Annotated in this window: 21 protein-coding genes and 1 pseudogene; 13 read left to right on the plus strand and 9 right to left on the minus strand. The window is 69.4% G+C overall.

Annotated features, from left to right (window positions below):
- Positions 1-133 precede the first annotated feature (133 nt).
- On the plus strand, positions 134-2,221 hold the full coding sequence (locus ABD256_RS07595) for a Stk1 family PASTA domain-containing Ser/Thr kinase (protein ID WP_344414992.1): 2,088 nt from the start codon (positions 134-136) through the stop codon (positions 2,219-2,221).
- 58 nt (positions 2,222-2,279) lie between these two features.
- Positions 2,280-2,486 (plus strand): annotated as a pseudogene (locus ABD256_RS44350) (wax ester/triacylglycerol synthase domain-containing protein); the annotation flags it as partial.
- Between the two features lie 245 nt (positions 2,487-2,731).
- On the opposite strand, the gene ABD256_RS07600 reads toward ABD256_RS44350, so the two are convergent.
- The gene (locus tag ABD256_RS07600) at positions 2,732-3,385 is read right to left on the minus strand and encodes a hypothetical protein (protein WP_344414994.1); all 654 of its coding nucleotides are present in this window, start codon (positions 3,383-3,385) and stop codon (positions 2,732-2,734) included.
- A gap of 218 nt (positions 3,386-3,603) precedes the next feature.
- Here ABD256_RS07600 and ABD256_RS07605 point away from each other — a divergent pair, with 218 nt between their 5' ends.
- Both ABD256_RS07605 and ABD256_RS07610 read left to right on the plus strand, forming a co-directional pair.
- Positions 3,604-4,149 (plus strand): EF-hand domain-containing protein, encoded by a 546-nt coding sequence (locus ABD256_RS07605; RefSeq protein ID WP_344414996.1) that lies wholly within the window; start codon positions 3,604-3,606, stop codon positions 4,147-4,149.
- A 273-nt stretch (positions 4,150-4,422) separates the two neighbouring features.
- Positions 4,423-5,268, plus strand: a complete 846-nt coding sequence (locus tag ABD256_RS07610; RefSeq protein WP_344414998.1) for a lysozyme — start codon at positions 4,423-4,425, stop codon at positions 5,266-5,268.
- 175 nt (positions 5,269-5,443) lie between these two features.
- Here ABD256_RS07610 and car read toward each other — a convergent pair whose 3' ends face one another.
- Together car and ABD256_RS07620 are read right to left on the minus strand one after the other, a co-directional pair.
- A complete protein-coding gene (gene car, locus ABD256_RS07615) occupies positions 5,444-8,953 on the minus strand; it encodes a carboxylic acid reductase (protein ID WP_344415000.1) in 3,510 nt (1,169 codons plus the stop codon).
- Between the two features lie 414 nt (positions 8,954-9,367).
- Positions 9,368-9,877, minus strand: a complete 510-nt coding sequence (locus ABD256_RS07620) for a nitroreductase/quinone reductase family protein (RefSeq protein WP_344415002.1) — start codon at positions 9,875-9,877, stop codon at positions 9,368-9,370.
- A gap of 88 nt (positions 9,878-9,965) precedes the next feature.
- Between ABD256_RS07620 and ABD256_RS07625 the strand changes: the two genes are divergently transcribed.
- The gene (locus ABD256_RS07625) at positions 9,966-10,697 is read left to right on the plus strand and encodes a TetR/AcrR family transcriptional regulator (protein ID WP_344415004.1); all 732 of its coding nucleotides are present in this window, start codon (positions 9,966-9,968) and stop codon (positions 10,695-10,697) included.
- Here ABD256_RS07625 and ABD256_RS07630 read toward each other — a convergent pair.
- Positions 10,634-12,055 carry an APC family permease gene (locus ABD256_RS07630; protein ID WP_344415006.1) on the minus strand — a complete coding sequence of 474 codons (1,422 nt, stop codon included), beginning with the start codon at positions 12,053-12,055 and terminating at the stop codon, positions 10,634-10,636. The two genes, ABD256_RS07625 and ABD256_RS07630, sit on opposite strands and share 64 nt — an antisense overlap.
- A 132-nt stretch (positions 12,056-12,187) precedes the next feature.
- On the opposite strand from ABD256_RS07630, the gene ABD256_RS07635 reads away from it, so the two are divergent.
- Together ABD256_RS07635 and ABD256_RS07640 are read left to right on the plus strand one after the other, a co-directional pair.
- The gene (locus ABD256_RS07635; RefSeq protein WP_344415008.1) at positions 12,188-12,826 is read left to right on the plus strand and encodes a TetR/AcrR family transcriptional regulator; all 639 of its coding nucleotides are present in this window, start codon (positions 12,188-12,190) and stop codon (positions 12,824-12,826) included.
- Positions 12,823-13,899, plus strand: a complete 1,077-nt coding sequence (locus ABD256_RS07640) for a DmpA family aminopeptidase (protein ID WP_344415010.1) — start codon at positions 12,823-12,825, stop codon at positions 13,897-13,899. The genes ABD256_RS07635 and ABD256_RS07640 overlap by 4 nt, the downstream gene beginning before the upstream one ends.
- A gap of 501 nt (positions 13,900-14,400) precedes the next feature.
- On the opposite strand, the gene ABD256_RS07645 is transcribed toward ABD256_RS07640, so the two are convergent.
- Positions 14,401-15,081: an MSMEG_1061 family FMN-dependent PPOX-type flavoprotein gene (locus tag ABD256_RS07645; protein WP_344415012.1), complete on the minus strand. Its 681-nt coding sequence runs from the start codon at positions 15,079-15,081 to the stop codon at positions 14,401-14,403.
- 25 nt (positions 15,082-15,106) lie between these two features.
- Positions 15,107-16,081 (minus strand): PDR/VanB family oxidoreductase, encoded by a 975-nt coding sequence (locus tag ABD256_RS07650; protein WP_344415014.1) that lies wholly within the window; start codon positions 16,079-16,081, stop codon positions 15,107-15,109.
- Between the two features lie 66 nt (positions 16,082-16,147).
- Here ABD256_RS07650 and ABD256_RS07655 point away from each other — a divergent pair, with 66 nt between their 5' ends.
- From ABD256_RS07655 to ABD256_RS07665, 3 genes are all read left to right on the plus strand, one after another.
- Positions 16,148-16,798 carry a TetR/AcrR family transcriptional regulator C-terminal domain-containing protein gene (locus tag ABD256_RS07655; RefSeq protein WP_344415016.1) on the plus strand — a complete coding sequence of 217 codons (651 nt, stop codon included), beginning with the start codon at positions 16,148-16,150 and terminating at the stop codon, positions 16,796-16,798.
- Between the two features lie 137 nt (positions 16,799-16,935).
- A complete protein-coding gene (locus ABD256_RS07660) occupies positions 16,936-18,420 on the plus strand; it encodes a SulP family inorganic anion transporter (RefSeq protein ID WP_344415018.1) in 1,485 nt (494 codons plus the stop codon).
- Between the two features lie 144 nt (positions 18,421-18,564).
- On the plus strand, positions 18,565-19,191 hold the full coding sequence (locus ABD256_RS07665) for a VC0807 family protein (RefSeq protein ID WP_344415021.1): 627 nt from the start codon (positions 18,565-18,567) through the stop codon (positions 19,189-19,191).
- Between the two features lies 1 nt (position 19,192).
- Here the strand turns inward: ABD256_RS07665 and ABD256_RS07670 are convergent, their stop codons facing one another.
- A complete protein-coding gene (locus ABD256_RS07670; RefSeq protein WP_344415023.1) occupies positions 19,193-19,711 on the minus strand; it encodes a nitroreductase family protein in 519 nt (172 codons plus the stop codon).
- 104 nt (positions 19,712-19,815) lie between these two features.
- On the opposite strand from ABD256_RS07670, the gene ABD256_RS07675 reads away from it, so the two are divergent.
- Positions 19,816-21,039 (plus strand): lipase/acyltransferase domain-containing protein, encoded by a 1,224-nt coding sequence (locus ABD256_RS07675; protein WP_344415025.1) that lies wholly within the window; start codon positions 19,816-19,818, stop codon positions 21,037-21,039.
- Positions 21,040-21,313: 274 nt separating this feature from the next.
- Positions 21,314-22,501 carry an HNH endonuclease signature motif containing protein gene (locus ABD256_RS07680; RefSeq protein WP_344415027.1) on the plus strand — a complete coding sequence of 396 codons (1,188 nt, stop codon included), beginning with the start codon at positions 21,314-21,316 and terminating at the stop codon, positions 22,499-22,501.
- Here ABD256_RS07680 and ABD256_RS07685 read toward each other — a convergent pair.
- A complete protein-coding gene (locus tag ABD256_RS07685) occupies positions 22,467-22,736 on the minus strand; it encodes a DUF1905 domain-containing protein (RefSeq protein ID WP_344415029.1) in 270 nt (89 codons plus the stop codon). The two genes, ABD256_RS07680 and ABD256_RS07685, sit on opposite strands and share 35 nt — an antisense overlap.
- 130 nt (positions 22,737-22,866) lie before the next feature.
- Here ABD256_RS07685 and ABD256_RS07690 point away from each other — a divergent pair, with 130 nt between their 5' ends.
- The gene (locus tag ABD256_RS07690) at positions 22,867-24,486 is read left to right on the plus strand and encodes an ABC-F family ATP-binding cassette domain-containing protein (protein WP_344415031.1); all 1,620 of its coding nucleotides are present in this window, start codon (positions 22,867-22,869) and stop codon (positions 24,484-24,486) included.
- 24 nt (positions 24,487-24,510) lie between these two features.
- Here ABD256_RS07690 and ABD256_RS07695 read toward each other — a convergent pair whose 3' ends face one another.
- Complete coding sequence (locus ABD256_RS07695; protein ID WP_344415033.1) at positions 24,511-24,654, minus strand: hypothetical protein; 144 nt, start codon at positions 24,652-24,654, stop codon at positions 24,511-24,513.
- Positions 24,655-24,842 lie beyond the last annotated feature (188 nt).

The following is a 24,842-nucleotide window of genomic DNA, read 5'->3' on the forward strand; positions in this document are numbered from 1 at the left end:
GCTAACACTGTGCCATATTCGGCGTCACGCGCAGCGACATCGCACCAAAGCGGTAACGAACACCCGGCTCCAGGACCTTTTCGACACCGGGGCGCGTCCACTGCACATGGCCCTATCCGTACGATCGTCAATCGTGACAAGCACGGACACCAGCCTCGTCGGTGCACTTCTCGAGCGCCGCTACCGGGTCGACAAGCTGCTCGCGCGGGGTGGCATGTCCTCGGTGTACCGCGGCGTCGACACGCGGCTCGACCGCAGGGTCGCGATCAAGATCATGGACCCGAGGTTCGCCGACGACCGCTCGTTCGTCGACCGGTTCGAACGCGAGGCGAGGTCGGCGGCGAAACTGCACCACCCGAACGTGGTGGCCGTGCACGACCAGGGCGTCGACACCATCGGCGACAACGGCTGCGTGTTCCTGGTGATGGAGCTCATCGACGGCGGCACGGTCCGCGACCTGATGGCCGAGCGCGGTGGCGCGCTGGACGTGGCGCTGGCACTGAGCGTGGCCGAGCCGGTGCTCGCCGCACTGGCCGCCGCGCACGACGCGGGGCTGGTGCACCGGGACGTCAAGCCCGAGAACGTGCTGATCGGCCGCAACCCCGGCGGCGCGGGCGCCGGCGTGGTCAAGGTCGGCGACTTCGGCCTGGTGCGCGCCGTCGCGAGCGCGGGGACGACCAGCTCCAGCGTCATCCTCGGCACCGTCGCCTACCTCTCCCCCGAGCAGGTCACCACGGGGGCCGCGAAGGAACGCGGCGACGTGTACTCGGCCGGGATCCTGCTCTACGAGATGCTCACCGGGCAGCCGCCCTACACCGGCGACACCGCGTTGTCGGTCGCCTACCGCCACGTCAACGACGACGTGCCCGCGCCGGGCCGGGTCCGTCCCGGCATCCCGCCCGCGCTCGACGACCTCGTGCTGCGGGCGACGCGGCGCGACCAGGCCGCGAGGCCGGCCGACGCCGGTGCCTTCCTCGCCGAACTGCGCCGCGTCCGCGCTGAACTCGGGCTCACCCCCGTCCCGGTGCCGGTGCCGCTGGACGACGAGTCGCCGGAGGAGCGCACCGACGTCGACGCGACCAGGCCCGCGATGGCCCCGGTCGCCGCACCGGCTGGACCGCGCGGCACCAGGGCGATGCCCCGGATGGCACCACCCGCGCCACCGGGGCCCGCGCCGACGGCGATGACCGCGCCGGTGGCCGCCCCGCCGCCGCCCACCGGCCCGCAGCCGACCGGCATGACCGCGATGGCCGAGGAGCCGCCGACGCGCAACCGCGGCAAGACGATCGCGCTGCTCACCGTCGCGGTGGTCCTGCTCGGCGGGCTCATCGGCACCGGCGTGTGGTGGTTCTCCAGCGGCAGGCACGTCGCCGTGCCGCAGGTCATCGGCCTCGACCAGCCCGCGGCGGAGAAGGCCCTGCGCGACGCGTCGCTGACCCCGAGGTTCACCAAGGAGCGCCACAACACCACCCCACAGGGCAAGGTGATCCGCACCGATCCCGGCACCGGCGTGCAGGCGCTGCAGGGCGACGAGGTGTCGGTGGTGCTCTCGCTCGGCCGCCCGACGGTGCCCGACATCGCGCAGGGCACCCCGGTCGAAGAGGCCAAGAAGGCGGTCACCGACCAGCAGCTCACCATGACGCGCGACTCCTCGCTGGACGGTTACAGCGACACGGTGGACAAGAACAAGCTGCTCGTCCTCAACCCGAAACCGGGCACCCAGCTCGACATCGGCGGCAGCGTGCGGTTCGGCGTGTCGAAGGGACCGCAGCCGATCCCGGTGCCCAACGTGGTCGGGCAGAGCAAGGACGCGGCCTTCGCGGCGTTGAAGGCGAAGGGGTTCGAGCCCTTCGACGCGGGCCAGGAGTTCTCCCCCGACGTCGCCTCGGGCAGCGTGACCCGCACCGACCCGGCGGCGGGCAGCACCGGCGGCAAGCGGGTCGGCGTCTGGACGTCGAACGCGGTGGAGGTGCCGGGGGTGACCGGCAGGACCATCGACGAAGCCATGCGGGCGCTGACCGACGCCGGGCTGAAGCCCCAGCGCGGCGGGGGCAACGGCGACAACGGCGGCGGCGGCGATGGCGATGGGGACGAAGGGGACGGTGACGGGCACGGCGGCGGCCATCGGCGCGGCGGCTTCGGGTTCGTCATCGGACAGGACCCCGCCGCGGGCACCAAGGTCCAGAAGGGTTCCGTCGTCCGCCTGAACACGTTCCCGTGAGGCGAATGGCCGCCACCGGAGTGGCGGTTACAGGCGGACTCGACCTCGCTTTCCTTGCCTGGACAGCAAAACCACGCCGATGCGGATGGGCGCGGTGGCGATCTTCGACGGCGAGCCGTCCGGTGCGCTGCCGGCCGTGCTGAGCGCGCGGGCGCGGCGGATCCCCAAGCTGCGCCGCTACCCGCGCGCGACGCTGTTCCCGCCCGGCGGTGCGGAGTGGACGAACGACGACGCGTTCGACCCGTCCCGGCACGTGCGAATGCACCGGCTCACCGCGCTTCCGGCGCTGTACGACGAAGATCCGCTCGCCGAGCACGGCTCCCCGCGTGACGCGGTGCTCAAGTCCGCCGCCCTGCGCATGCCCCGCACGGCATCACATTCCCCCGAGGACACCTTCAGGGCATACGGGTCCGCCATTTCCCTCGCCGAGCGGCGTGTTCGCGGATGGACGTCCCCTGCGACGCGGCCCCCACCGGCACGCCTTCACCTCGGGCATGCCGTGCCGGGAGATCAGGCGAAGACCTCGCGGGGGATGCGGTCCAGCAGGTCGCACAGGAAGTCGACGTCGGTGTGCAGGTCGCCGGGGTCGACCGGGCCGTGGCGCCAGGTGATGATCTCGGTGCCCTGGATGCGGAACGGGGTGTCGCCGGCGCGCGGGTCCTCGCGCAGCCAAGCCCGGACATCGGCCATCAGCAGGTCCCTCGCGAACGCGGCGTCCTCGGCGGTCACCTCGAACGCGGCGTCGAAATCGGGGTCGCCGATCTCCCTGACCCCCAGCCCGAACCCGCGGACCCGGCTGCTGCCGCGCCTGCTGACCGCGACGCCAGGCTTGGGCGAGGGCAGTCCGACGGTGGTGACCCGGTAGGCCGCCCCGCCGGTGCCGGTGCCCGCCGCGGCGAAGTCGAGCTGGAACACCGTCGCCTCGCGGTCGCGGTGCTCGCCGCGGAAGACGTGGTGCACCGCGCGCCCGTTCGCCACCTGGTCGAACGGCTCGCCGGAATAGCGGTCCGCGAGGGCGGGGTCGGAACTGTCGTACTGCCAGCCCAGCCTCGCGGCTGCCTCCGAACGCGCGTCGCGCCCGCGCCGTTTCCGCCGCCATTGGTAGCCGCCGTACGCGCCGAGCAGAACCACCGCGATCCCGAACCAGACCCAGTCCCAGTCCACGTCTTCTCCCAGCCCCTTTTTCCACGCCGCGCAAACGCTAACCAACTCCCATTCATGACGCAAGGGAATCGTCCGGCTACCCACCGTCGGGGCCGCGTGCGGTTCACCTGTACGGGAAGCGCCACGACCCGAATGGCCAATTGCCGCACCCGGTGCGGTCGACCACCGTGGGATCTCGTCCACCTGGACGAGATCGAAACGGACACGAGGGGCGGAAGATGGCGAGCGAGTTCCAGAGACGCAAGATCAGCACGGTCTTTTCGGCGTTGGACGCCGATCACGACGGTTTTCTCGACGAGTCGGACTTCGAGGCGCTGGCGGCCAGGTGGACCGGCATCCGCGGCGGGGAACAGGACACGCCGGGCCACGAGCGGCTGCGGTCGATCATGATCGGCTGGTGGGCGATCCTGCTGGCGTCGTCGGATCTGGACCGCGACGACAAGGTGACCCTCGACGAGGTGCTCATCGTGGTGGACCGGTTGCCGAAGACGATCGAAGCGGTCACCAACACCGCGGACGCCATGTTCGAAGCGGTCGACGAAAACGGCGACGGGCGCATTTCGGAGCCCGAATACCAGCGCATGATCGAGGCGTGGACGGGGCGCACCGACACCGGCGAGATCTTCGCGCTGCTCGACCTCGACGGCGACGGCAGCATTTCGCAAGCGGAGTTCGCACAGCACTGGGCGGAGTTCTGGGCAGGCGACGATCCGGCGGCTCCCGGTTCGTCGGTGTTCGGAAAGGTCAGCCCGGACGCGCGGTGAACCGGCCGCGACGGCCGGGTGGTGGCCGCGCGGCCGGGTGGTGGCCGGGTGGGCCCTACCGCTGCCGGTCCTCGATCCCGGGTGCCGCACCTTCGTCCCCGCCGGTGACCGGCAGGAAAGCGCCGGGTGAGCAATTGGCAAATAGGAGTCTTTTCCGGAAATTCGGCCACTTGGTCCAGTGACACCCGATGCCCCGCTGTAACAGAATCATCCCGCGCGACGCTCCCTGCATCCGCGCCGCGCGTCAGTCGAGGGCATTCGAAAGGACCAACGATGAGAACCGGGAATCCAGGGCGCCGCCTCGCGTGCGCTGTGGCGGCGGTTTCCGCCTGCCTGCTCGCCACGACCACCGCGACCGCGACCGCCGCGCCGGCACCAGCGCAGCCGTCGGCCGAGCAGCCGTCCGAGGACAACCATGCCATGGGCGCGGCGATCGCGAAGCACGACGGCATCAGCCAGGCCTCAACCGCGGGCATCACGCCCGCTGCCGATCCCGCCATCGCGGCGAGCGTCGCCGGTATCGACGTGAGCGGCTACCAGGGCAACGTCAACTGGCAGTCGTACTGGAACGCCGGGAAGCGCTTCGCCTACGTGAAGGCGACCGAAGGCACCGGGTACCGCAACCCGTACTTCACCCAGCAGTACAACGGTTCCTACAACGTCGGGATGATCCGCGGCTCCTACCACTACGGGCGCCCCGACGTCTCCGGCGGCGCCGCGCAGGCCGACTACTTCGTCGCGCACGGCGGCGGCTGGTCGAAGGACGGCAAGACGCTGCCCGGCACGCTCGACATCGAGTGGGGCCCGAACAACGCCTGCTACGGGCTGAGCCAGGCCGCGATGGTGTCGTGGATCAAGGCGTTCAGCGATCAGTACCACAAGCGGACCAGCCGCTGGCCGGTGATCTACACGGCGACGAGCTGGTGGACCCAGTGCACCGGCAACAAGGGCGACTTCAGCTCGACCAACCCGCTGTGGGTCGCGCGCTACGCCTCCGCACCCGGCGCGCTGCCGTTCAAGTGGGGCTTCTACACCTTCTGGCAGTACAGCTCCTCGCCGATCGACCAGGACAGCTTCAACGGCTCGATCGACCGGCTGAAGGCACTGGCAACCGGCTGATTCCCACTGTCCACATCGGCCGGTCGAAAAGACCGGCCGATGTGGACGGACGGCGATCAGCTCAGGTGGCGCACCTCCCGCAGCGAATATGCCGTGACTGGTGCAGGTTCGCGGCCGTGGAACCACGGCCGCGGACAAGGGGTGCGGCCCGTCGCACCGCCGCCGGGTCACCCGGTCAGAGCAGGCCGAGCCCGCGCAAATCGTCCACGTACTTGCCGATGAGCCGCGCCGAGAGGTGCGGGATGTCCTTGTCCGGCCCGATCCCGGCGTCCCGCGTCGCGGCCCGGAACCGCTCGGCGGGGATGACGGACCCGCGGACCGGCTCGTCCGGCTGGCGGAAGGCGTGCAGCAGGGGCAGCAGCGAATGCCGCCGCTGGCGTTCCGGCAGCGCCCTGATCGCCGTCTCGAAGCGGGCGAACCAGTCGTCGTAGTCGTCGATCCGCTGGATCGGGTGTCCCGCCTCGGTCAGCCAGTCCACGAACACGTCGAGCGAAACGCCGTCGTCGTGCGGGTTCAGCACGTTGAACGTCCGATATCCGTCCACTGTGGACTCGCCGAGGGTGGCGACGGCCGCGGCGGTGAAATCGGCAGGCAGCCCGTCGTAGTGCGCGCGCAGCCGCTCGCCGTGCTCGTCGGTGCGGTAGAACGACCGCGGCGCGATCCCGGTGGCGACGAGGCTCAGCAGTAGGCGCGTGAACATGTCCGGCACGTTCAGCTGACCCGCGTACCGGCTGTGCGCCAGGATCATGTCGGACCGGAACGCCGCGACGGGCAGCCCGCACAGGTCGTGCGCCTCCCTGAGCAGGACTTCGCCGGCCCACTTGCTCGTCGCGTAGCCGTTCGCGTAGCTCTCGTCGATCCGCCGCGCCGGGCTGGCGGAGCGGATGTCGGCGTCCTCGTCGAGCGACGACGGCGAACCCTGCCCGCTGCCGACGGCGACCGTCGACAGGTAGGTGAACGGCTTGACCCGTCCGGTGATCGCCAGCCGGACCAGCTCGGCCGTCCCGACGACGTTGGGGCCGAAGAGCTGGTCGTAGGGCAGCACGTGGTTGACCAGCGCGGCCGGGTGCACGATCAGGTCGACCTCGGCGGCCAGCCGGTCCCAGATCCGCTCGTCGAGGCCGAGGTTCGGCTCACCGATATCGCCGGCGAGCACCTCCAGCCCGTTTTCGGCGAGGCTCCGGAAATGCCGGGACAGTTCCGCGTCGCCGGAGTCGAAGACCTCGTCGAGCCGTTTCCGCGCCGCGACGGCGTCGCTCCCCCGCACCACGCAGATCACCTTGCCGCCGACCGGCGCCAGCCGTTCCAGCCATTCGAGGCACAGGAAGCGGCCGAGGTAGCCGTTCGCGCCGGTCAGCAGCACGGTGCGCGCTTCGCCGCTCGCGTGCGGGATCGCCTTGGCCGCGGCGAGCGTCCCGGCGTCGATGAACTTGTCCAGCGTGAGGTCGCCCGCGGTCACCTCCGTGGCGCCTTCGCCGTGCACCGAGGCGAACGTCGGCCGCGCCGCGCCCGAATCGCGTGCCGCCGCGATGTGCTCCGCCACCCGCCGCAGATCGTTGGCGGGGCTGATCAGCACGCCCACCGGGACGTCGACCTCGAAGATCTCCCGCAGCAGGTTCGAAAACGAGAGCGCGGACAGGGAATCGCCGCCGAGTTCGGTGAAATGCACCCCCGGGCCGAGATCCGCCGTCGAGCAGCCCAGCACCGCGCGGGCGGCCCTGCCGACCGTTTCCAGCACCGGGCGGTCACGACCGGCTCGCCGGAGCGCGCGCAGTTCGTCGGCCTGCCCCGCGGCCAGTTCCTGGTACAGGCTTTCGAGCCGCTCACCGTAGCGGTCCTTGAGCCGCGGCCGCAGCAGCTTCTTCGCGTCCGAAAGCAGGCCGTCCTCGGTGGTGAACGGATTGGTCTCGAGCAGGAAGTCGCGCGGGATCTCGTACGAGTTCAGCTCGGCGTCCTTCGCGATCCGCTGCACCGACTCGCCGACCGACCGCTTGAGCGCGTCTTCGTCGCCGCCCGCGCGCTCGATCGCTTCCGGGGTCGGCACGACCACCGCGAGCAGGAACGAGCGCTCGCTGCTGCCGTAGACGAAGATCTGCCGGATCACCGGGCTGGCGGCGAACACGGCTTCCAGGTGCGAGACGGCCACGAATTCGCCCTGCGAAAGCTTCAGCACGTTCTTGCGGCGATCGACGTAGACGAGCCGGTCCGTCCCGATCTCGGCCATGATGTCGCCGGTCCGGTAATAGCCGTCTGAGTCGAAGATCTCGGCGGTGACCTCGGGGCGCCGGTAGTAGCCGGGAATGATGTTCTCGGTCTTCACCAGCAGCTCGCCCCGCGGATGCGGCGAGTCGGTGCGGAAGTAGCCCAGCTCCGGGACGTCGACCAGCTTGTAGTCGAGCACCGGCGGCCGCACCACGTGCGTGTCGAGCACGACGCCGCCCGCCTCCGTCGAGCCGTAGCCGTCGTGCAGCTCGACGTCCAAACAGGACTCCACGAAGGCGGTCATCTCGGCGGAAAGCGGTGCGGTGCCGCAGGTCGCCCGCACGACGCGGCCACCGAGGAACTCGTTCCGCAGGTCCGCTTTCACCTCCGCGCCGGCCGCGGCCCCCCTGCGGTCCAGCTCACCGGCGTACCGCTGGAAGAGCATGTCGCACACCCTCGGCACCAGGCTCAGCTCCGTCGGCCGGATGAGCGCGATGTCGTCGAAGAACGTGGACAGGTCACTGGTCGCGGCGAAGTACCCGGTGCCGCCGCGGGTGAGGCCGTTCAGCAGCGAAAGGCGCCCGGCGAGATGGCTCATCGGCATGTAGTTGAACCCGATGACCGGCATTTCGGAAATACCGGGCCACAGCCCGCCCCACACCTTGCGGACCAGCCGCTCGGTGTACATGGCGCCCTTGGGCGTGCCGGTGCTGCCCGAGGTGTAGATCAGCAGGGTCAGCGGGTCCTCGTCCTCGGCGGGGGCGAACAACGGCGCCTGCGGCAACGCCCTGCCTCGCTCGACCACGTCAGCCAGCGAATCGACGGCCACGGACGAGCCTGCTTCCGCGAGCCGCCGCCGCGCCGATTCGACCTTTTCGCGCTCGTCGTCGACCTCGTCGTGGTGGTCGAAGACGACCAGCCGTCGCAGCGACGTGCTCACCAACGCGATTTCCACCGCGGTGTCGAGCAGTTCCACGCTCGAGGCGAGAATCCGGGGCTCGGTTTCGGCGACGATCGGTTTCAGCTGCCCCGCCGAAGCGCTGGACTGCAGCGGCACGGAAACCGCGCCGAGGTGCACGCAGGCGAGGTCGAGGGTGAGGTAGTCGACACTCGTGAATCCCAGTATCCCGACGAATTCGCCCGCTTCGAGCGCATATCCCGGATCGTGGTGCCAGGTACCGGCGACGGCGCCGGCCCGCGCCCACAGCTCGCGGTAGGTGATGGTGCCGAACTCCGGCGCCAGCCGGAGGGAAGTACGTCCCGTGGCGGGATCCACCACCGGCTCCCGCACCCGTTCCCCCAGCGCGGGACGGTCGGCGTAGGCATCCATGACCGTCGCCACCATCCGCGCCAGCCCGCCGTTCTGCGCTTCCACCACCGCTTTGACCGAGGCGAGTGGTTTCGCCGCCCGAATCTGCGCGTCGCGTTCGGCCAATTCGTCGACGCGGCGTTGCTCGCGATTTTCGGGAATCTCGCCCGCCACGGTCTTTTCGCCATATTCAGGACGCGAACCAGTAGCCATTGATCAGCCCTCCGTAAATCACAACTGCGCACTCGCGCGCCGGGGACGTCGGCGGTCCCCGCGGTGAGACGATCGCTTAGATGCTTGTACTAACTAAAGATACCGTCAGTACGGCAACGCGGACAGTGACGAAGCTGTGAGTTACGCCGCAGTACGCAGTCGTACCGTCGCTCTCAGTACGCGAGACGCAGGACGAGCGCGGCAATGGCCAGCGCGCGGGCGAAGTCGACGACGGCCGCGGCGAGGTTCGCCGCGGCCGTCAGTCCGGTGATCACGAGATAGGCGGTATGGGTGGTCGCGCGCCACACCTCCGGCGTCCGGTCTTACCCCGGAGACACGGACGCGGACCCGGGATGGTGACCGCCCAGTGCGAAGTCACGGGGCTTCCCCTTGGACGCGCTCCAGCACGACGACGGGGACCTGCCTGCCGGCGGCCGCCTCGAACTCGGCGAACTTCGGGACGATCGCTACCTCGTTCGCCCAGAGCCGCTCGCGCTCGGCGCCCTGCGCGAGCCGAGCAACGACCGGCACTCTTTCCGCACCCGCCTCGACCGCGGCCCGCGGATTCGCCATGAGGTTGTGATACCAGGCCGGATGCCGCGGACTGCCACCATGGGTCCCGAAGATCGCCCAGCCGTCACCGACCGGCTGGAAGAACAACGGGCTGATCCGCTCGCGCCCGGTCGTGGCCCCGATGTGGTGCACCAGGATCAGCGACATTCCTCGCTCGTCGAACCCGGGCATCCGGGGCGGGACGGGACGCCCCGCGGCGAACTCCTCTTCGCTGCTCCAACGCACGTATCCGGCGTTCGCCCTGAACTCGGCGATGATCCGCTCGTTCCAGCCTGCGCCGTCGAGGGTCTCGGTTGCGGACGGGTCGGACATGACATCCCCTTTCGCTATACGGAGCACTTGCTCCGCAAAGTAGCACAGGGCGGAGCAAGTGCTCCGGATAAGGAGTACGCTCGGCCGCATGGCAGTGGCTGAACCGGAAAGCCCCACCCGGCGCCGCGCGCCGCGCGTGGACGCGATCCGCAACCGGGAAGCGATCGTCGAGGCCGCCACGGCCGTGCTGGCCGAGCAGGGCACCGCGGTGGACGTGCGCGAGATCGCCCGCCGCAGCGGAGTGGGCATGGGCACCCTGTACCGGCACTTCCCGAAGAAGGAAGACCTCGTCCACGAGGTCCTGCGCCAGGAGTTCACGGGCTGGGCGGAATCCGCGCGCCGGGAGGCGATCGGCGCCGAGGACCCCTGGGCGGCGCTGACCGGCTTCTACCAGCAGGCCCTCACCGGCTACGCCCGCCACCGCGCGATCATGGAGAACTTCGCGCTCGCCTGCTCGTCCCCCGATCTGGACGGCATCCGGCAGCTCCGCCTCGTCATCGAGGAGCTGTGCGCCCGCGCCACGGACCTGCTGCGTCCCGGCGTGACCACCGACGACCTGCTGCTCCTGCTGGTCTCACTGGGCCACGCCGTCCAGGTCACCGACGAGCACCACCCGCAGAGGTGGCACCGGCTGCTGCACATCTCCCTCGACGGCCTGCGCGCCGACCACCGCTCACCACTTCCCGCCGACGCCGCACCGGGCACAGACCGGAAACCCGATAGCGAAAGCCCGCCCGCCGTGCGGCGTCCGTCCACTCAGGACTCATCCGCCGCCCCGCGCAGTTCCCACGAACCGCGGCGCCGGAGGACGAACAGGTAGTAGGCGGCGAAGAGCACCGCGATCCCGGCGGTGATCGCGAGGCTGGGCCGTCCGACCTCGGGATCGGTGAAGTTCTGGTAGGCCACGTAAGCGATCGCCGCGATCGCGAGGAGCGGGGCCACCGGGAACAGCGGCATCCGGTAGGCGGCGTGCGCGGTCGAACCGTTGCGACGGCCCAACAGCACGGAAACGCAGAGCACCGCGTAGATCGCGATGAGCGTCGTGGAGGTGACGACGAGCAGGACCTGTTCGTCGGCGAAGCAGAACGCGGTGCCGATCGCCCCGGTCACCAGCGTCGCGATCCACGGGCTGCCGAAGCGCGGGTGGATCGCGGAAACCGCCTTGCTGATCGGTGCGGGCCAGGTGGTGTCGCGGCCGGTGCTGAAGATCATCCGCGCGGTCACCAGGATGATCGCGAGCACCGCGTTGAAGATCGCGACGGCGACGGCGAGGCTGACGATGTCGTTGACCGTCGATCCCGCGCGGTCGGTGATGAAGTGCTCCATCATGTTCGACGCGCCGAACAGGTCGGGCAGCGACGGCGAGCCCAGCAGCACGGCCGTCACCGGAACCAGTTCCGCCAGCACGGTGATGCCGAGCGCCCACAGCACGGTCTTGGCCACGCTGCGGTGCGCGTCATGGGTTTCCTCGCCGAGGTACACCGCCGCGCCATAGCCGTTGTAGGCGAACAACGCGACCGCGCTGGCGCCCGCGACCACCCCGAACGAAGCCGCGGCGACCGTGCCGCCCGCCCCCGCGGTGACCGGGTGCACCACCAGATCGGCCAGCGACCGCTGCGGGTTGACCAGTCCCAGCGCGCTCACCACGGCCAGCGCGATCAGCTCGATCGCCAGGAAGATCCCGGTGACCCAGGCGTTGAGCTTGATGTCGAAGACGGCGAGCACCGTCGCGACGACCACCGTGACGGCGGCGACCGTCGGCGCGTGCAGGCCGGGCAGCAGCACGGACAGGTAGGTGCCTACCCCCAGCGCGATCACCGCGATGATCAGCAACTGGCTGACCAGGAACAGGCCGAGCACCACGAAACCGGGCAGCCTGCCCGAGGTGCGGGCCACGATCGCGTACTCGCCCCCGCTGAGCGGGTAGGCCGAACCGAGCTCGGCGTAGACGAAGGCCATGAAGACGCCCACGACGGCGGCGATCACGAACGCGAGGAACGCGCCGGTACCCGCCTGCGTGATCACGCCCGGCGCGACGATGAACACCGAGGACGCGGGGGTGATGGCGGAGAGCGTGATGAACAGGGTCCCGACGAGCTTGAGGCCCCGGTTCAGGCGGGGGTGCCCGTCGTCCGCGCCCGGTAGCGGCGTGGGCTGGGCCGGCTTGCGATCGACCATGGTTGCGCCTCCTCAGCGTTGAGGATTATTTGACTGCACATCAAAGAACCAACTGTGTCCTACGTCAATACCTTTGGGGGTAACGGACTGATCTGGTTGCGTTTTCTGATCGTTGTGTAGAGAATCCGAAGCATGGCCAGACCCAGCAGGGCGCGGGAGAAGCGCGCGGACCTCGTCGCCGCCGCCCGTGACGTGGTGTTCCAGCGCGGGGTCGTCGACCTCCGCCTCCGCGACGTCGCCGAGCGCGCGGGGATGTCGACGGGTTCGGTGCTCTACTACTTCCCCGCGCTCGCCGACCTGCTGCGCGAAGTGCAGCGCGACGCCGTCGAACGGTTCTGCGTCGACCGCGAGGAGGCCGCCCGGCGCGAGCCCGATCCGCGGCGGCGCCTGCTCGGGATGATCCGCGCCGGCCTGCCCACCGGACGCGATGACGAACTCTGCGTCCTGCTCTACGAACTCGGTGCCTACGCGCGCCGCGACCCCGCCTACGCCGCCGAGCACATCCGGCTGTGCGAACGGCAGGTCGCGCTGTACGCCTCGGTCCTCGAAGCGGGTGCCGCGACCGGGGTGTTCACCCTGACCAGGGACGCCACCACCCTCGCCCGCACCTTCGTGATGCTCGAAGACGGCATGGGCCTGCACCTCACCCAGGCCGTGCCGACCCTCGACCGGCGGCAGGCCGAACGGCTGCTGCTGGCCGCCGCCTCGGACGCGACCGGTGTCGACCTGGAAGCGGTTCCAGGCACCACGGAAGGAGTTACCGGCGGATGACCCGCGCACGTGAACTGGGCCTGCCCCTGTCCGGCCGCACCGGCCCCGGCAATGCCATCACCGACGTACCCGGTGTGGAAGTCGGCTACACGACGCTGATCGAAGGCGACGCCGTCCGCACCGGGGTCACCGCGATCCTGCCCCGCGGCCGCGCGGGCTTCGAGGTCCCGTGCGCCGCGGGCTGGTCCTCCCTCAACGGCAACGGCGAGATGACCGGCACCGCCTGGTTGAGCGAAACCGGCTCCCTGCGGCTGCCGGTGCTGATCACCAACACCCACGCCGTCGGCCCCTGCCACCGCGGCGTGATCGACTGGGCCACCGCCGCGAGCCCGTCGATCGCGGAACAATGGCTGCTCCCCGTGGTCGCCGAAACCTGGGACGGCTACCTCAACGACATCAACGGCCCGCACGTCCAGCCGACCCACGCCGTCGCGGCCATCGAAGCCGCACACGGCGGCCCGATCGCCGAAGGATCGGTGGGCGGCGGCACCGGAATGAACTGCTACGCCTTCAAGGGCGGCAGCGGCACCTCCTCCAGGCTGGTCCGCTACGGCACCGACGAGTACACCGTCGGCGCCTTCGTCCAAGCCAACTTCGGCTCCCGCAAGGAACTCACCGTCTGCGGCGTCCCCGTCGGCGAAGCGCTGGCCGACGACAACCCGATGGAGAACACCGACTGGCGAACCCCACCGTCAGCGGGCTCGGTGATCGTCACCATCGCCACCGACGCCCCACTGCTGCCCCTGCAGTGCTCCGCACTGGCCCGCCGGGTCCCGCTGGGCCTTGCCCGCACCGGCACCACCGGCTCGCACTTCTCCGGCGACATCTTCCTGGCCTTCTCCACCGGAAACCCCGGCGCGCTCACCATCGGCTTCCCCGACGGCGAACCAGGATACGAGCAGCTCCGCTTCATCCCGTGGAGCCGCCTGGACGACCTCTTCGAAGCCGTCGTGCAATCCGTGGAAGAGGCCGTCCTGAACGCGCTGGTCGCCGCGGAACCGATGACCGGCCGCAACGGCCACCACTCCCCCGCCCTCCCCGTGGAACGCCTCCTCGGCCTGCTCGCGCGATAGGACCTTCCTCGGTGTAGTTGTGCCCGCTGGGTGTGGTGACCACGATCTGTCCATTGTGGCCGGTGGCGAACGTCCACCCGGTTTCGTTGCGCAGCAGGTCCTGGCGGCGGCACATCGGCCGGAGGCTGGCTTTGCCGGTGCCGCCGCCGTCGGACCAGGCTGTTGCGTGGTCGAGGTCGGTGAACCGGGCTGGCCGGGTCAAGGTGCATGATGATCGGGTTCACCACCCGCCGCAACGCCGAGGCGTTCCGCACTTCAAACCGCCCCACCAGCAACGAATCCACCTCACGAGCCAGCACCTCAGACGAACACGCGGTCGCATCAAACACCCGCGAGGCCGAATACTCGTCAATGAGCCCGCCTCCAGCGTGCAAGGCAAGTACGAGCTCAACGCGACAGCGAGCGCCGCCCTTCTCCCCGCCACCACCGAAGCCCTACGAACGAAAGCCGACCACCGTGTCCGGTCCGTGGGGAACTACCGCACCCCGAAGAGGACCCACCTCAATACAACCCATACCGATACTCGTGCTCCAGACGATCCCCCAACTCCCCCACCATCCCCCCGAAACTGGAAGCCATCTTCCCCGCACTCTCAGCCACGATCATCGCCGCCGTCTCGCCCCCCAACGTCATCGCCTCAGCCAGCCCCCGCCGATCCCCTTCCCACAGTTTCGCCCGGACAACCGCCTTCCCGCACTGGGAAAACACCTCCCGCACCCGCACCACGGTAGCGAGCACCGCAGGTTTCCCCTCCGCTCCCAGCATGGCCAGCAGCTCGGGGTCGTCGGAGAGGAACGCGTCCCCGTTGACCCGCACCGCCTCCCGCACACCCGGCACGAAGAACACCAGCCCGACGGCGGGATTGCGGCTGATGTTCTCGAAGGTGTCGGCGAGCTTGTTGCCAGGCCGATCCGGAACGGCCAGCGTCCACGGGTCCAGTATCCGCACCGATCCGGGCGGATCACCCTTGGGACTGTTGTCCAGCCGTCCCGACTCGTCGGTGGTGGCCACGCAGAAGAACGTGCTGTGCGCGATGAACCTGGCCACGAACTCGCCGATGAAGGACTGCTTCTTCTCGGCGATGAACGGCGACGGAAAGCCGATGATCTCCCGCACCCGCGCCAGGTCGACGGGCCGGTACTCGTCGGCGGCCGTCCTGGCGGGAACAGTTTCGGTACTCATGTCGATTCTCCTTGTCCCGTAACGATCAGACGTCGAGCACGAGCCGGCCACCGCACGCCCGCGAGACGCACGGGAACATGCGGTCGCCCGCGGCGCGGTCGTCCTCGGAGAGAATGTCGTCGCGATGCTCGGGGACGCCATCGAGCACGCGGACTTCGCACGTACCGCAAATCCCCTCACGACAAGAGCCCGCCACTGGCAACCCTCCGTCTTCGAGCGCGCTCAGCACACTGCGCTCGGCGGGCACGGTCACGGTCCGCTCGGATCGGGCGCACACCACTTCGATCTCGGCGTTGGGCAGAACCGGTTTCGCGCGCGCCTTGAACCGTTCGCCGTGCACGGTGCCGGGCCCCCAGTGCGCGGCGGCCTCCTCGACGGCGGTCAGCAGTGATTCCGGTCCGCACGCGTAAACCGCCGTACCCGGCCGTGGCCGGTCGAACCAGTCGCCGAGCGGAATCCGGCCGCCCTGGTCCTTGGGGTAGAGCCGAACCTGATCCCGGTAGTGGCGCAGTTCGTCGAGGAAGGCCATCGAGGCCGCCCCGCGCCCGCCGTACAGGAGCTGCCACGGCACTCCTTCGGCGGCGGCCTGCCGCACCATCGGCAGGATCGGTGTGATCCCGATCCCGCCCGCGACGAACAGGTACGCCTCGGCCGGGCCGAACTGGAAGTTGTCCCGCGGTCCGCGCACGCGCACCGGCTGCCCCGGCCGCAGGAACGCGTGCACGTATTCCGAACCGCCCCGGCTCGCCCGTTCCCGCAGGACGCCGATCCGGAAGCAGGACCGGTCTTCCGGTGTCCCGCACAGCGAATACTGCCGCGCGATCCCGGTGGGCAGCACCAGCTCGATGTGCGCACCAGGCCGCCACGGTGGCAGTTCGCCGCCGTCGGGTGCGCACAGCTCGACCGAGACCACGCCCGCGGCCTCCCAGCGCAACTGGCGAACCACCATCGAGAGCTCGGTGATCTTGGCGCCCGGCCGCACCGGAGCCGTACTCGTCATGACAACTCTCCAACTGTTAACAACGTTATCATCTACGAAAATCAATGTAGTGGTAACATCGTTAACGTGCAAACGAGAGCCAAGGGCAAGCGGACCGACGGCCCGGCGCGGGCGGAGACCGTGGCGCGCGCCGCGCTCGCGCTCGTCGACTCCGGCGGACTGGAGTCGCTGACGATGCGGCGGCTCGCGACCAGTCTCGACGTGCAGCTCCCGACGATCTACCGGTTGTTCGACGGCAAGCAGGCCCTGCTCGACGCGATGGCCGAGACGATTCTGTCCGGGGTGCCCGCCGAGATCGCCGTCGACGAGGACGCCGGCTGGGCGAAACGCGTCACAGCCTTCGCGCACGGACTGCGAAAGACCCTGCTGACCCAGCGCGACGGCGCCAGGATCGTCGGCGGCAACTACGCGGCCCAGCAGCACACCCACACGCTCGCCGAAACACTGCTGGGAGGTCTGCACGACGCGGGCTTCCCGGCGGAGAGCGCGATCTGGGCCGGCACCACGGTTTTCTGCTACGTGCTCGGCGAGGTGCTCGAACAGCAGGGCGCGACTGGCAACGAGGTCGAGGTGCTCGCCAATTCGTTGCGCGGCAACGATTTCCCCCGGCTAGCGAAGATGCCGGTCGAACAGTTCGTCGCCTTCGACGCGCGCTTCGAATTCGGCCTGCACGTCGTGGTGTCCGGGCTGCGCACCGCGCTCGCCGAACTCACCTGACCCGTCTCGTGGCCCCGGCCACATCGCGTCGATCTTCGTCAATCCCCGCCTTGACGTGAGGTTATGGTGGCGCGACCACCCCCATGACACGCCTTCCAAAGCACGCGAAGGCGACCCCGAGCACGACAGGCTGTTCCTTGACGACGTCTTCTCGCACTGCCGGGCGGTTTTCGCTGCCCTCTCCGAAGATCCTGCGCACCGAGGTCCTCGCCGGTCTCGTCGTCGCGCTGGCGCTGATCCCGGAGGCGATCTCGTTCTCGATCATCGCCGGGGTCGATCCGAGCGTCGGCCTGTTCGCGTCGTTCACCATGGCGGTGGTCATTTCCGTCGTGGGTGGCCGCCCGGCGATGATCTCGGCGGCAACGGGCGCCATCGCGCTCGTCGTCGCCCCGCTGGCCCGCGAACACGGTTTCGGGTACCTGATCGCGACGGTGATACTGGGCGGGCTCGTCCAGATCGCGCTCGGCGCACTCGGCGTCGCGCGGCTGATGCGGTTCGTCCCGCGCAGCGTGATGGTCGGCTTCGTCAACGCGCTGGCGATCCTGATCTTCCTCGCCCAGGTCCCGAACCTGATCGACGTGCCGTGGCCGGTGTACCCCCTGGTGGCGCTCGCGCTCGCGGTGATGGTGTTCTTCCCGCGCCTGACCAAGGTCGTCCCGGCGCCGCTCGCCTCGATCGTCGCGCTGACCGCGCTCACGATCGGCGCCGGGATCGCCGTGCCGACCGTCGGCGACAAGGGGAAGCTGCCGTCGTCCCTGCCGGTGCCCGGCCTGCCGGACGTCCCGTTCACCTTCCACACCCTCGGCGTGATCGCCCCGTACGCGCTCGCGTTCGCGCTGGTCGGGCTGATGGAATCGCTGATGACCGCGAAACTGGTCGACGACATCACCGACACCCGGTCCGGCAAGACCCGCGAATCGATCGGCCAGGGCGTGGCGAACATCGTCACCGGTTTCTTCGGCGGCATGGGCGGCTGCGCGATGATCGGGCAGACCATGATCAACGTCAAGACCGCGGGCGCCCGCACGCGCTTGTCCACGTTCCTGGCCGGGGCGTTCCTGATGGTGCTGTGCATCGCGTTCGGGCCGCTGGTGTCCAAGATCCCGATGGCCGCGCTGGTGGCGGTCATGGTGCTCGTGTCGGTCAGCACCTTCGACTGGCATTCGATCGCCCCCGCGACGCTCAAGCGCATGCCCGCAGGCGAAATCTCGGTCATGGTCATCACGGTGGCCGCCGTGGTGGCGACGGACAACCTCGCGGTCGGCGTGGTGGCGGGCACGATCACCGCGATGGTGATCTTCGCCAGGCGCGTCGCGCACCTGGTCACCGTCACCCCGCTCGTCGACCCCGGCGGCGACCGGGTCGTCTACACCGTGACCGGTGCGCTGTTCTTCGCGTCCAGCAACGATCTCGTCTCCCAGTTCGACTACGCGAACGATCCGGGCGAGGTGGTCGTCGACCTGTCCGCGGCGCACGTCTGGGACGCGTCCTCGGTAGCCGCGCTCGACGCGATCACGACCAAGTACGAAAGCCGGGGCAAGACGGTCGAGATCGTCGGCCTCAACACCCCCAGCGCTACCATGCACCGCAGGCTCTCCGGCGAACTCGCGGGCGGGCAGTAGGCCGGACGGCGCCTGGTCGAAGCACAATCGACCGTTCGGGTGGAGGCCGTTCTCCACCCGGAATACAGCCTGGACCTCACGACTTCCGCCCTTTCCCGCCATAGCGTCGTTCACGTCAACAGGAGCGACGACGAGGAGCAGGAAATGGCACAGGAAAACATCGCGGCGGGTCATCGGCTCCGGCTACCGGTGGCCATGTTGTGCTGGGACATCGGGCTTCCGGTGATCGCGTACTTCGCGGCGAAGCTGCTCGGCGCGAGCGCCTACACGGCGTTGCTGTCCGGCACGGTCGTCTCGGGTCTCCGCGTCGGGTGGGTGGCCCTGCGGCAGCGCCGCCTCGACCCGTTCGCGTCGTTCCTGCTCGTCCTGTTCGGCGCCGGTCTCCTGCTGACCTTCGTCACCGGGGACGCGCGGTTCGTGCTGGCGAAGGACGCCGCGGTGTCCCTCGCCGCGAGCCTGGTCATGCTCGGCAGTTGCCTGATCGGCAGGCCCATCGCCTACTACGCGGCGAAGCGCTTCGCCGCGTCGTCGGGGCGCACCGGGTTCGATCGGATGGCGAACACCGACGCCATGCGCACGCGCTGGTACCGGGTGACGCTCGTCTGGGGGTGCGGGTTGCTGGCCGACGCCGCGCTGCGCATCGCCTGCGTCTACCTGCTCCCGATCGACACCGCGGCCACCGCGTCCCAGGCGCTCATGCTGGTCGTCTGCGCGGCGCTGCTCATCTGGACGATCCGCTCCGCCAAGACGAAGTCCACTGTGGACGCGTGAATCAGGCGCCTGTCCCGCCAACGTGGGTGAGCAGCTCGCCGACGGGTTTCCGGCCGGTCGGCACGGCGGACCGGCCCACGACGGCGGGCCCGGGATGCCCGATCGCGACCGCATGCCTTGCCAGCCACGGCGGCGGGAACCCGGCCAGCCGCGCGGCTTCTCGCGCGTTGTCGTCGGGGTACAGCGTCACCGGGCAGGTCGCCAGCGCGCGGGCGTGCGCGCAGAGCAGGACCGACTGGCACACCCGGCCGAGGTCGAATTCCGTGTCGGCACCGGCACCGGGGTCGGACAGCAGCAGTAGTGCGGTCGGCGCGCTCGCCAGCGGCCGCGCGTACTGCCCGAGCTTGGCGAGCGCCTCGCGCAGGGCGGGGTCGGTCACCGCGGCGAACCGCCACGGCTGCCGGTTCCGCGCCGATCCCGTCCACCTGGCTTCGTCGACGATGGCTTCGATCTCGGCGCGCGGCACCGGAGTGCCGTCGAACGCGCGGATCGCCCGCAGCGTGGTGATCAACTCGGCCATCGAGCCATTTTCGCCCGGCCGCGGTACGGGAGGGGCGGCGGGGTCGATCCGTCCGGACGGGGGAATTCGGCCGCAGATTCCGATCTTTGTGGAACTGTGGGGAGATGCGACGGATCGTGCTCGCGGCGCTGGCCGCCGTACTGGTGTTCTCGGGTACCGCGGTCGCGGCGCCGCCTGGCCGGACCCCGGTCGTACTGTTCCCCGCCTTCCACCTCACCAAACTGGCGGTGACCGTCGACGGTCAGACGTCCGCACCGGGTTGCCCCGCCTCCGGCTCCTTCGAGGACTGGTACCAGAACGACCGGCCGAGCACGACGTTCTCCCAGGTCTGCCAGGACCGGTTGCGCACGCTGCGGTACGACGCGAACCCCGCGGTGCCGATGGCGGCGCGGTTCTCCGAGCAGCCCGGTGTCCACGTCCGGATCCGCGACTACGGCCGCACCACCAGCGCGCCGTATTACGAAGCGCTGTACCGCAAGCTCGAAGCGAACGGGTACCGGCGGGACCACGACATCCGCGTCGCCGGGTACGACTCCCGGCTCACCCCCGATCAGGACGATTTCCTCCGGCGCACCCGGCGGCTCGTCGAGGACACCTACCTCGCCAACGGCAACCGGCCGGTCCAGCTCGTCGGCCACTCCAACGGACCGATCTACGCGCAGTACCTGCTCACCCACTCCAGCCACTCCTGGCGGCGGAAGTACGTCCACGGCTTCACCCCGATCGCGGGCAACTTCCCCGGCCAGGGCCTGCTCTACCCGGTCCTGTTCACCGGACTGGACATGCAGGACTTCGGGTACCCGGTGCACGAGGAGAACGCGAGGAGCAGCGCGGAAATGTACCTGTCCGCGCCTTCGACGTACCTCAGCGCCGCCGATCCCGCGGTGTTCGGCGACCGCGAGGTCGTCGTCGAAGACGCCTCCACCGGCCGCGCCTACACCCCGCGCGATTACCGCGGGCTCTTCGCCGACGCGCACCTGCCCGTCGCCCGTGAGATCGCCGACCACTACCTCGGGTTCGTCGAGTTCGCCGATCCGCGGTCGTTCCCCGACGTCGACGTGCACGCGGAAAAGGGCTCCGGCGTCACGACCACCGTCGGCGCGCGGCTGCCGAACCTGACCGTGGGGCAGACCGCGAGCACTGCGCGGTTCCTGACCCGCGACGGAGACGGTAACCAGGAGGACCTCACCAACGACGCCGTGCTCGTCTGGAGGGGGATGCGGCATCATCGGTTCACGCTCAACGATAATCGTGGCGTTGACCATTTTTCCTTGGCTGCTGATCGGAATGTGCTCGATCGGCTGGTTGTTTTGTTGTTGACTCGGTGAGGGTGTTTCGGGGGCTCGGTGAGGGTTTCAAGCACGCCTGCGGCGCGCCGTGGGGAACTGTCGCTCCACGGTGCGGGTCGCGTCGTTGGTCACCAGCGACAGTTCCCCACGGAACGAATCTCTTTGGTCGCCTTGCTGTGCCGTTCCCGACGCATTGCCGGTCCCGTTAGCTGTTTGGCTTCCGTGTTGTTGTGGTCCCGTTGTGGCAAGCTGTGATATTTTGTGTACCTGATTGGATGACGGGAAGTGTTTTGCGGGGCGGTAGAATTGTGGCATGTCTACTGAAGACGAGTTTTATCGGGTTCGTATGCTTTCCGACTCTGCGGCTCGGCGGTTGCGGGTTATTCGGTATCAGCAGGCAATGCTGCTGCGCGAAATAGCGGAGATGGAGCAAGTGTCCTCACGAAGATCCACCGTGGGGCAGGTGGGGTTGCTGCATGCTGTGACGCACGCTGCGGCGGAGCGGAAGGTGGCGCTCGCTGACGCGTTGACCTCATACCTGCCCTGCACCCTGGCCGCGATGGAAGCAGGGCTCATTGACGAGTATGCGGCCTCCCGTGTTTTTGAGGCGACGGCGTGTGCGTCGGAGGGGGTGGCTGCTGAGGTTGACTCGTTGTTGGCGGGGAGGTTCGAGAATCGGAATCCGCCCGCACTGCGGAGGTTGGTCAACTCGTTGCTGATGCGGGTGGATCCTGAAGGGTATGAGCGGCGGCGTCAGGAGAAAGTGGCGGCGCGCCGGTTGGAGATCCGGCATGGGGATCACGGGTCGTCGACCCTGTTCGCGGAGTTGCCGTCGGATCGGGCGCAGGCGCTCTACGCCGCCTGTGACCGGGACGCGCTGGCGAAGAAGCGGCAAGGTGCCAAGCGCACCATGGATCAATTGCGTTTGGATGCGCTGGTCGAACGCTGCCTGGGTAGTCACGGGTGTGCGGGGAAGCCGAAAGCGCAGATCTTCGTGCACATCGACCTGCGGACTTTGCTGGGGCTGCGGGACAATCCGGGCGAGCTGACGGGGTGTGGTGACATCTCACCGGAGATGGCGCGGGCGATCGCGTTCGACGCCGACTCGGTCTGGAACCGGATCATCGACGAACCCCTGACCGGCCTGCCCGTCGACCTCGGCCGGGAAAACTACCGGCCACCCAGCGCCATGCGGAAGTACCTCCACGTCACCCACCGGACCTGCAGCATGCCCGGCTGCACCCGGCCCGCCCAGTACACCGACCTCGACCACGCACAGGCTTGGAAAGACGGCGGCCGAACCGACAAAGCCAACATGCGGCCGCTCTGCCGAGTCCACCACGTACTGCGCGACGAACCGGGGTGGCAGTTCGCCACCGGTGCCGACGGCGTACTCACCGTCACCGCACCCAACGGGCGCAGCTACACCGACGAACCCCCACCCACGGATTCGTATGAAGATCGCGTCAGGCGTTCAGGCGTTCCAGCAGGACGACGGTGACCGTGTCGCCGACCTCCTTGCCGATGCGCTTGCGGAGGTCGGCTTTCACCGGCAGCTTGTGCGTGCCGTCGCCCAGCGCCATGAAGGAGCTTTCGAACGCCTCGCCGTCGATCGTGCCGCGCACCTTGACCAGGCCGCGGGTGCCGAAGAAGGCCGCCGACTCCGGCCAGACCAGGTAGGTCCAGCCGCCCTTGGCAGGGCTCTTGCGCAAGGCGGCGGTGAACTGCTTGTCCATGTCGGTGCTCCTGTCCCCAAGTGAAGTGATCCGAACCGTACGCGCACGGGCGCGCCGTGGTTCGCCGAACGCGGCAACGGCGCGAAAAATCCGGTTACGAACAGCGACCTCGTCCGTACACTCCACCTCCATGGGTCATCTGGAAGCCGCGCACGTCGACTACGACCTGCCCGACGGGCGGGTCTTGCTGGGCGACGTCTCGTTCCGCGTCGGCGACGGCGCGGTCGTCGCGCTGGTGGGGCCCAACGGTGCCGGGAAGACGACGTTGCTGCGGCTGCTGGCCGGTGAGCTGCGCCCGCACGGGGGCACCGTGACCGTTTCGGGCGGGCTGGGCGTGATGGCGCAGTTCGTCGGGTCGGTGCGGGACGAGCGGACGGTGCGGGACTTGCTGGTTTCCGTTGCACCGCAACGAATCCGCGATGCGGCCACGGCGGTCGACGCGGCCGAAGAGCTGATCATGACGGTCGACGACGAACCGGCGCAGATGCGGTACGCGCAGGCGTTGAGCGACTGGGCCGAGGTGCGGGGGTACGAGGCGGAGACGGGCTGGGACGTCTGCACGACGGCCGCGCTCGGCGTGCCGTACGAGAAAGCGCAATGGCGTCTCGTGCGGACGCTGAGCGGCGGCGAGCAGAAGCGGCTGGTGCTCGAGGCGCTGCTGCGCGGCCCCGACGAGGTCCTGCTGCTCGACGAGCCGGACAACTTCCTCGACGTACCGGGCAAGCGCTGGCTGGAGGAACGGCTGCGGGAGACGCGCAAAACCGTGCTGTTCGTCTCGCACGATCGCGAGCTGCTGGCGCGGGCGGCCGAGAAGATCGTCAGCGTCGAACCCGGCCCGGCGGGCAGTGACGCGTGGGTGCACGGCGGCGGCTTCGGCACGTACCACGAAGCGCGCCGGGAGCGCTTCGCCCGCTACGAAGAGCTGCAACGGCGCTGGGCGGAAAAGCACGCCCAGCTGAAGCGGCTCGTACTCGACCTGCAGCAGTACGCCGCGCGCAGCGACGAGATGGCGTCGCGCTACCGGGCGGCGAAGACGCGGCTGCGCAAGTTCGAAGAGGCGGGCCCGCCGCCCCAGCCGCCGCGCCCGCAGGACATCAGGATGCGGCTGCGGGGCGGCCGGACCGGGGTGCGGGCGTTCACCTGCGAACGGCTCGAACTCACCGGGCTGATGAAACCCTTCTCGCTGGAGATCTTCTTCGGCGAGCGCGTCGCGGTGCTCGGGTCCAACGGCTCCGGCAAGTCGCATTTCCTGCGCCTGCTCGCCGGGCAGGACGTCGCGCACACCGGCGCGTGGAAGTCCGGCGCGCGCGTCGTCCCCGGGCACTTCGCGCAGACGCACGCGCATCCGAAGCTGCTCGGGCGGACGCTGGTGGAGATCCTCTGGACCGAGCACGCGAGGGACCGTGGCGCCGCGATGTCGGTGCTGCGCCGGTACGAGCTGGAGCAGCAGGGCGATCAGCGGTTCGACAAGCTGTCCGGCGGCCAGCAGGCCCGCTTCCAGATCCTGCTGCTGGAACTGGGCGGTACCACGGCGCTGCTGCTGGACGAGCCGACCGACAACCTCGACCTCGAATCGGCGGAGGCGCTGCAGGACGGCCTCGAAGCCTACGAGGGCACGGTCATCGCGGTGACCCACGACCGCTGGTTCGCGAAGTCGTTCGACCGGTACCTGGTCTTCGGCTCGGACGGCGTGGTGCGCGAAACACCGGACCCGGTCTGGGACGAACGCCGAGTAGCCCGCGCACGCTGAATCGCCCTACCCGCCATGCCCCGATCAGCGCTCGTCGGACGGGAGCTCGGCGCCGCAGCGCTCGCAGCGCGGTGAGTTTCCCTCGGCGAACCGGCCGCACTCGGGGCACACGCGGTCGAGCCAGCAGACCGGGTCGCCGCCCTGCGGTGCTTCCTCGCCGGGTTCCACCCGGGTACCTTAACAAGGCAGGCACAGGAAGAGGGCCGATGCCTTGCGCGGCGCCGAAAACCCGTACTGGACCACCGACGTCGCCAGGAATCCCGGCCCGGCGGCACACTCGTGGAGGTCGAAGCCCGGATAGTCCACTTCGGACTCGCGGGGCGACGCGACCGCCGCGAGGACAGCGGCGGCCGCGC

This window comes from Amycolatopsis minnesotensis (assembly GCF_039529815.1).
GTDB classification, from domain to species: Bacteria; Actinomycetota; Actinomycetes; order Mycobacteriales; family Pseudonocardiaceae; genus Amycolatopsis; species Amycolatopsis minnesotensis.

Excerpts from the sequence above, each read along its gene's own strand:
- ABD256_RS07625 (WP_344415004.1), top strand. The coding sequence starts at position 9,966 with ATGGCAGTGGCTGAACCGGAAAGCCCCACCCGGCGCCGCGCGCCGCGC.
- ABD256_RS07605 (WP_344414996.1), top strand. The coding sequence starts at position 3,604 with ATGGCGAGCGAGTTCCAGAGACGCAAGATCAGCACGGTCTTTTCGGCG.
- ABD256_RS07645 (WP_344415012.1), bottom strand. The coding sequence starts at position 15,081 with ATGAGTACCGAAACTGTTCCCGCCAGGACGGCCGCCGACGAGTACCGG.
- ABD256_RS07685 (WP_344415029.1), bottom strand. The coding sequence starts at position 22,736 with ATGGACAAGCAGTTCACCGCCGCCTTGCGCAAGAGCCCTGCCAAGGGC.
- ABD256_RS07630 (WP_344415006.1), bottom strand. The coding sequence starts at position 12,055 with ATGGTCGATCGCAAGCCGGCCCAGCCCACGCCGCTACCGGGCGCGGAC.
- ABD256_RS07635 (WP_344415008.1), top strand. The coding sequence starts at position 12,188 with ATGGCCAGACCCAGCAGGGCGCGGGAGAAGCGCGCGGACCTCGTCGCC.
- ABD256_RS07620 (WP_344415002.1), bottom strand. The coding sequence starts at position 9,877 with ATGTCCGACCCGTCCGCAACCGAGACCCTCGACGGCGCAGGCTGGAAC.
- ABD256_RS07640 (WP_344415010.1), top strand. The coding sequence starts at position 12,823 with ATGACCCGCGCACGTGAACTGGGCCTGCCCCTGTCCGGCCGCACCGGC.
- ABD256_RS07610 (WP_344414998.1), top strand. The coding sequence starts at position 4,423 with ATGAGAACCGGGAATCCAGGGCGCCGCCTCGCGTGCGCTGTGGCGGCG.
- ABD256_RS07665 (WP_344415021.1), top strand. The coding sequence starts at position 18,565 with ATGGCACAGGAAAACATCGCGGCGGGTCATCGGCTCCGGCTACCGGTG.
- ABD256_RS07670 (WP_344415023.1), bottom strand. The coding sequence starts at position 19,711 with ATGGCCGAGTTGATCACCACGCTGCGGGCGATCCGCGCGTTCGACGGC.
- ABD256_RS07690 (WP_344415031.1), top strand. The coding sequence starts at position 22,867 with ATGGGTCATCTGGAAGCCGCGCACGTCGACTACGACCTGCCCGACGGG.
- ABD256_RS07680 (WP_344415027.1), top strand. The coding sequence starts at position 21,314 with ATGTCTACTGAAGACGAGTTTTATCGGGTTCGTATGCTTTCCGACTCT.
- ABD256_RS07650 (WP_344415014.1), bottom strand. The coding sequence starts at position 16,081 with ATGACGAGTACGGCTCCGGTGCGGCCGGGCGCCAAGATCACCGAGCTC.
- ABD256_RS07675 (WP_344415025.1), top strand. The coding sequence starts at position 19,816 with ATGCGACGGATCGTGCTCGCGGCGCTGGCCGCCGTACTGGTGTTCTCG.